The sequence below is a fragment of the Actinomycetes bacterium genome (genome assembly GCA_036000965.1).
In the GTDB taxonomy this organism is placed as follows: Bacteria; Actinomycetota; CALGFH01; order CALGFH01; family CALGFH01; genus DASYUT01.
The window spans coordinates 24,832-30,831 of the sequence record DASYUT010000032.1; the positions used below are offsets into that span (position 1 = coordinate 24,832).

5 protein-coding genes and 1 pseudogene are annotated in these 6,000 nt (G+C 72.0%); 3 read left to right on the forward strand and 3 right to left on the reverse strand.

Going from position 1 to position 6,000, the window contains the following annotated elements; genetic code table 11:
- Window positions 1-78: 78 nt before the first annotated feature.
- Window positions 79-1,263, reverse strand: a complete 1,185-nt coding sequence (locus VG276_01785; GenBank protein ID HEV8648138.1) for an acetyl-CoA C-acyltransferase — start codon at window positions 1,261-1,263, stop codon at window positions 79-81.
- 56 nt (window positions 1,264-1,319) lie between these two features.
- A complete protein-coding gene (locus VG276_01790; protein HEV8648139.1) occupies window positions 1,320-3,725 on the reverse strand; it encodes a 3-hydroxyacyl-CoA dehydrogenase/enoyl-CoA hydratase family protein in 2,406 nt (801 codons plus the stop codon).
- 48 nt (window positions 3,726-3,773) lie between these two features.
- On the opposite strand from VG276_01790, the pseudogene VG276_01795 reads away from it, so the two are divergent.
- Window positions 3,774-4,193, forward strand: a pseudogene (locus VG276_01795) (acyl-CoA dehydrogenase family protein).
- 156 nt (window positions 4,194-4,349) lie between these two features.
- Here the strand turns inward: VG276_01795 and VG276_01800 are convergent.
- Window positions 4,350-4,877 (reverse strand): cupredoxin domain-containing protein, encoded by a 528-nt coding sequence (locus VG276_01800; protein HEV8648140.1) that lies wholly within the window; start codon window positions 4,875-4,877, stop codon window positions 4,350-4,352.
- Window positions 4,878-5,078: 201 nt separating this feature from the next.
- Between VG276_01800 and VG276_01805 the strand changes: the two genes are divergently transcribed.
- Both VG276_01805 and VG276_01810 read left to right on the forward strand, forming a co-directional pair.
- The gene (locus VG276_01805) at window positions 5,079-5,708 is read left to right on the forward strand and encodes a DivIVA domain-containing protein (protein HEV8648141.1); all 630 of its coding nucleotides are present in this window, start codon (window positions 5,079-5,081) and stop codon (window positions 5,706-5,708) included.
- Between the two features lie 119 nt (window positions 5,709-5,827).
- Window positions 5,828-6,000: serine/threonine protein kinase (locus VG276_01810; protein HEV8648142.1), on the forward strand; the 173-nt coding region annotated here is incomplete at its 3' end.

Consider the following 6,000-nt stretch of genomic DNA (forward strand, 5'->3'; position numbering starts at 1 on the left):
GTCCGCCGCGCCGTTCGCAACCGCCGGCAAGGACACGGGCCGCTACCCCTGGCTCGACACGGCCTGACCCCCCGGAGCTCAGCCTTGCAGGTTCTCGAAGATGCCGGCGGCGCCCATGCCGCCGCCGACGCACATCGTCACCATGCCGTAGCGTGACCGGCGCCTGGCCATCTCGGCCATGAGCTGGACCGTGAGCTTGGTGCCGGTCGCCCCCATGGGATGGCCGAGGGCGATGGCGCCGCCGTTGACGTTCACCTTGTCGGGGTCCAGGCCGACCTCGCGGATGACGGCCAGGCTCTGCGAGGCGAACGCCTCGTTCAGCTCCACCAGGTCGAGGTCGTCGAGGGAGAGCCCGGTCAGCTCGAGCACCTTGGGGATGGCCACGATGGGACCCACGCCCATCACGTCGGGGCTGACCCCGCCGACCGCGAAGCCGACGAAGCGGGCCAGCGGCCGCAGGCCGAGCCGCTCGGCCCGCTCCCGCTCCATCACCACCACGGCGGCCGCCCCGTCGCTCCGCTGCGACGAGTTGCCCGCGGTCACGGTGCCGCGCCGCTGGAAGACCGGCTTGAGCCTGGCCAGAGCCTCGGCCGAGGTGTCCCGGCGCGGACCCTCGTCACGGGCGAACGTGGTCTTCGCGTGCCCGGGCCTGCCGTCGCCGTCGACCCAGTCCAGGGTGACGTCGAGCGGCACGATCTCCGGGTCGAAGCGGCCCGAGTCGACCGCCTCAGCCGCCCGCCGGTGCGAGCGGAGCGCGAACTCGTCCTGCTCCTCCCGGGAGACCTTCCAGCGCTCGGCGACCCGCTCGGCAGTGAGGCCCATGGACATGTAGACCTCGGGGAACGAGCGGACAACCTCGAGGTTGGGCGCGAAGTTGGCCGAGGTGACCGGGGTCGAGGACATGTGCTCGGTGCCGCCGGCCACGATCGTGGTGGCGAACCCGGCCATGATCCGCTCGGCCGCGCTGGCGATCGTCTGCAGGCCCGACGAGCAGAACCGGTTCACGGTCTGCCCGGGCACCGAGTCGGGCAGCCCGGCCCGCAGCGCGGCCACCCGGGCCACGTTCATGCCCTGGGTGCCCTCGGGAATCGCGCAGCCAAGGATGACGTCCTCCACCTCGGCCGGTTCCAGCCCCTCGGCGCGCTTCAGCGCCTCGCTGATGACGGCCGCGGCCATGTCGTCGGGCCGCGAGGCCCGCAGGGCCCCCTTGGGTGCCCGGCCCACCGCGGTCCGCGCCCCGGACACCAACACTGCCTGCTTCATTGGGTACTCCCTCGTAGCAGCCGGGGGCGACGCTTCACCTCCGCCCCGGACCCTGCCTAGTTCCGCAACGCCTTGCCGGTCATGAGCATCGCCTGGATCCGCTCCATGGTCTTCGGGCTCTGCAACAGCTCGACGAACGCCTCGCGTTCCAGCTCGAGGATGTAGTCCTCGGTCACCCACTGGGGGGCGGACAGCTCGCCGCCGCACAGCACGCGGGCCAGGCGCGTGGCGATCACGCCGTCGTGCTCGCTCGCGAACCCGCCCCACTGCAAGGTCTGGACGCCCATCTCGAGCGCGGCCAGGGTCGGCCTGCCCGCGGCGAACACCGACGCCTGGCGGGCCGGCGGGCGGTAGCCGGAGGCCAGCTCGAGCACCTCCTGCTTGGCCGCTGCGAGCAGGTGGTCCGCGTTCAGCACGATGCGGTCGTCCCCGGTGAGGAAGCCAAGCTCGCGGGCCTCGATCGCGCTGGTCCCGACCTTGGCCAGCGCGATCGTCTCGAACACCCGCTGCACGAACGGCAGCGGTGGCGCGTCCGGCACCCGCATGGCCGGCGAGACCACGCGGCGCACCAGCTCCTTGCAGCCGCCCCCGGCCGGGATCAGGCCGACCGCGCTCTCGACCTGGCCAATGTAGGTCTCGAGCGCGGCCACGACCCGGTCGGCGTGCAGGCAGATCTCGCACCCGGCGCCGAGGGTCTGCCCGTGCGGGGCGGCCACCACCGGCTTTGCCGCGAAGCGGAAGCCCATGAGCAGCTCCTGCAGCGCGCGTGCCGCCTCCTTCACCTGGTCGTAGGCGCCCTGGTAGGCGGCCATGCCGACCTCGGCCAGGTTGGCGCCGACGCAGAAGTTGGCCGCCTGGTTGCCGATCACCAGGCCCTTCCAGCCGCCCCGGTCAAGCTCTGCCAGGGCCTGGTAGCCGAGCTCGACCACGCCGGTGTCGACCGCGCTGGCGGGCGAGTGGATCTCGAAGCAGAGCACCCCGTCGCCGAGGTCGACCAGGCTGGCCGAGTCGTTGCCGGCCACTTCCCGGCCCTCGGCCTTGAGCGCGGCCAGGTCGATCACGTCGGGGTCGCTCCGGAGCGGCTCGTAGGTCCCGCTGGCCGGGCTGTAGACGGCACCGTCGCGGTAGAACGTCTCGTTGCCTGCGTCGAGCAGCTCGCGCACCCAGGGCGCGACCTCGAGTCCGAGGCGCCCCATCCGCTCGACCGTGGCCCGCACCCCGAGCAGGTCCCAGGTCCGGAACGGCCCGGCCTGGTGGCCGAAGCCCCACTCCATCGCACGGTCGACCTCGACCAGGGAGTCGGCGATCTCGGGGACGCGCCTGGCCGCGTAGGCGAGCGCGGGCAGCAGCGTGTCGCGCAGGTAGACACCGCCCCGGTCGCCCTGGTCGGCCTTGTCGAGCAGGAAGCGGAGCCGGGCGCCGAGGTCGCGGTGCTCCCGGGCCGCGGCCACGACCGGCAGGTCCGGGTCCCGGGCCGGCCGGTACTCCATGGTGTCGGGGTCGATCACGTCGAAGACGGTCTCGCCGTCGCGCCTGCCCCGCTGGTAGAACCCGCCGTCGGACTTGATGCCGAGCCTGCCCGCGGCGAGCATGCGCCGCACCGGCTCGGGGGCGCGCAGCTCCTCCCGGCTCTCGTCGTCGGGGGCGAGCCGGTAGAGGTTGTCGGCCACCCCGACCATGATGTCCAGGCCGACCTGGTCGGCGAGCCGGAAGCTGGCCGTCTTGGGCCGGCCGGCGAGCGGCCCGGTGAGGGCGTCGACCTCCTCGATGGAGTAGCCGTGCTCGAACGCGTAGCGCATGTCGTGCATGCCCGCGAAGCTGCCGAGGCGGTTGGCGATGAAGTTCGGGGTGTCCTTGGCCACCACCGCGCCCTTGCCGAGCACGCCCTCGACGAACGCCCGCATGGCCTCGAGCACCTCGGGGCCGGTGTCCCCGGTCGGGATCAGCTCGACCAGCTTGAGGTAGCGCGGGGGGTTGAAGAAGTGGGTGCCGAGGAACCGGCGCCGGAACTCCTCGGAGCGGCCCTCGGCGATGCTCGCCAGCGGGATGCCCGAGGTGTTGGAGCTGACCACGGCCTCGGGCTTGGCGACCTTCTCGATCCGGGCGGCCAGTTCCTGCTTCGGCTCCAGCTGCTCGACGATGGCCTCGATGATCCAGTCCGCCTGCGCTGTCCGGCCGAAATCATCCTCAAAATTTCCGAGTGAAATCCGCTCGGCCACGCTCGGGCTCGCCAGGGCGGCGGGCCGAGCCGCCTTCATGCGCTCGAAGCCGGCCCGCACGACGCGGTCGCGGACCACCCGGTCGGCCGTGGTGCGCCCCTGCCGCTCCTCCTCGGGGGTGAGCTCGGCCGGCGCGAGGTCGAGCAGGTCGACGACGAGGCCGGCGTTGGCGGCGTGTGCCGCGATGGCGGCGCCCATGGTGCCGGCGCCGAGCACGGCGACCCTGCGGATGTCGTGTGCCATTCAGGAACCTCCAGCGACAGGCGGTCGACTCCAACCATACCGTTCCACTGGGAGGCGGTCGGCCACGCGGTGGCCGCCTACGAGGCCGCGCTCGCCTACTCCAAGGAGCGCACCCAGTTCGGCAGCCCGCTGGCCGGCTTCCAGCTCGTCCAGTCCAAGCTCGCCCACATGCTGGCCGAGATCACCCTGATGCAGCTGCTCTGCCTGCGGCTCTCGCAGCTCGCGGCGGAAGGGCGGATGACCGACGGGATGGCGTCGCTGGCCAAGATGAACAACGCCGCCAAGGCGCGCAGGGTCGTGGCCGACGCCCGCGACATCCTGGGCGGCAACGGCATCCTGCTGGAGAACCACGTCGCCCGCCACCAGGCCGACATGGAGGCCGTCTACACCTATGAGGGCACCGACACGGTCCAGTCGCTGATCGTCGGCCGCGAGATCACCGGCGAGAGCGCCTTCTCCAGGCGCTGACCTGGCCGCCAGCGACTCAACGGTCCAGAGCGGCGTAGGCAAGGCCGGTGGCGACCGCGTACACCATCGCGTACACCATAGGGAGGCGGCGGCGCCGCCGGTCCCGGCGCCGCCGCCTCCGGATCGAGGCGCGAGGATCGCGCCGCTGTCTCCCGATCAGCTGACGACCAGGACCCCGCGCATGTTGGGGTGGATGGCGCAGTGGTACGCGAAGGTGCCCGGCTGGTCGAACGTGCGCACGTACGTCGACCCCGGGGGGATGCGCCTGCCCCAGGTCAGGTTGTCGGCGGTGACCGTGTGGGGGGTGGTGTCCTGGTTGCTCCAGACCACCTTCTGGCGGATGCGGGCGTTGAGGGTGGCTGGCCTGTAGGCGAAGTTCTCGACGTCGATGGCGGCGAAGGCGCCGGCGGGCTGGCCAGCCGTGGTCGGCGGCGGGGCCGGCTGGCCTGCGCTGGGCGGCGGCGCGTTCCCGCGGGTCGGCGCTGGCGGGGCGTACTGGTTCTGGCTCGGCTGGCTGGTCGAGCGGGATGCACCGCCCAGCCCGCCGGTGTCGTTGGATGCACCGCCCAGCCCGCCGGTGTAGTAGGTCGGCGGCTCGGTCTCGGTCGGGGCGCTGCCGCTCCCCGCCGCGGCGCAGCCGGCCAGAGCGCCGGACGTTGCCAGCAGGGTGAGGACAACGAGCATGGGTCGCACTGCGGTGGACCTCCTGGCCGCCACTGGACCGGTACCCAGATAGAAACCGCCGGGGCGCCCCTGCGATGCCCGACCGGTCCCGATTTCCCGCGCAGGGCGAGCGCCACGACCCGACGCGCCTTCGATTTGGCCCGCCGACCTGCCCAGACGTGCCGCTCTGACGCTGCTTGCGCAAGCCGTATGATTCGGGGTATGAGCGCTGACCCCTCGCGGCTCACCGCGCGGCACATCAACGAGCAGACGTTCGCCAGGGCGATTCGCGGGTACGCGATGCACGAGGTCGACGAGTTCCTCGACCGGGCAGCCGAGGAGATCGCCCGCTGGCAGGACGCGCTCGCGCGCGGGCTCAGGCCGACGACGCGGCTGCTCACTCCGAGGGAGGTCAGCGAGGTCGTCTTCTCCAAGGCGATGCGCGGCTACGACATGCCTGAGGTCGACGACTTCCTCGACGACTTGGCCGTCGAGCTGATGCACCTGCACGGCATGGTGAGCCGCCGGGCGATCCCAGTGGCCCGCTGGCTCACCGCCGACGACATCGTCCGCAAGGAGTTCCACGTCGCCCTCCGCGGCTACCACCGGCGGGAGGTCGACCGCTTCCTCGACCAGGTCGCCCGCGAGGTCATCCGCTGGCAGGACGCGCTCGGCCAGGGCTTCCGGCCCTCGATGCGGCTGGTCACGCCGGAGGACATCAACGAGAAGATGTTCACCAAGGTGATGCGCGGCTACGCGATGCTGGAGGTCGACGCCTTCCTGGACGAGCTGACCGACGAGGTCGCCCGCCTGCAGGACCAGGAGCCGGCCCGGCGGGCGCCCGGCTCCTGAGGCTCGCGGGACAAGCTGGCCCTGCCCTTCGGCGTGCCGGTGACCTGCCCGATGTCACGTTTCCGGCCAGTTTCGGAGATCCTGTGCCGCGCGATGCATGCGACCACCGCGGAGCGACCATGACCACGCCGAGGGCCACACCGAAGTTCCGCGACCGGTATGAGGTGGGCCGGTTGTTGGGGGCTGGTGGGATGGCTGAGGTGTTTGAGGGTCGGGACCGGCTGCTGGCGCGGCGGGTGGCGATCAAGGTGCTGCTGGCCCAGTACGCCCGCGACCCGGCGTTTCTGATCCG

Coding starts and splice junctions, on each gene's coding strand:
- VG276_01805 (HEV8648141.1), top strand. CDS start 5,079: ATGAGCGCTGACCCCTCGCGGCTCACCGCGCGGCACATCAACGAGCAG.
- VG276_01800 (HEV8648140.1), bottom strand. CDS start 4,877: ATGCTCGTTGTCCTCACCCTGCTGGCAACGTCCGGCGCTCTGGCCGGC.
- VG276_01790 (HEV8648139.1), bottom strand. CDS start 3,725: ATGGCACACGACATCCGCAGGGTCGCCGTGCTCGGCGCCGGCACCATG.
- VG276_01785 (HEV8648138.1), bottom strand. CDS start 1,263: ATGAAGCAGGCAGTGTTGGTGTCCGGGGCGCGGACCGCGGTGGGCCGG.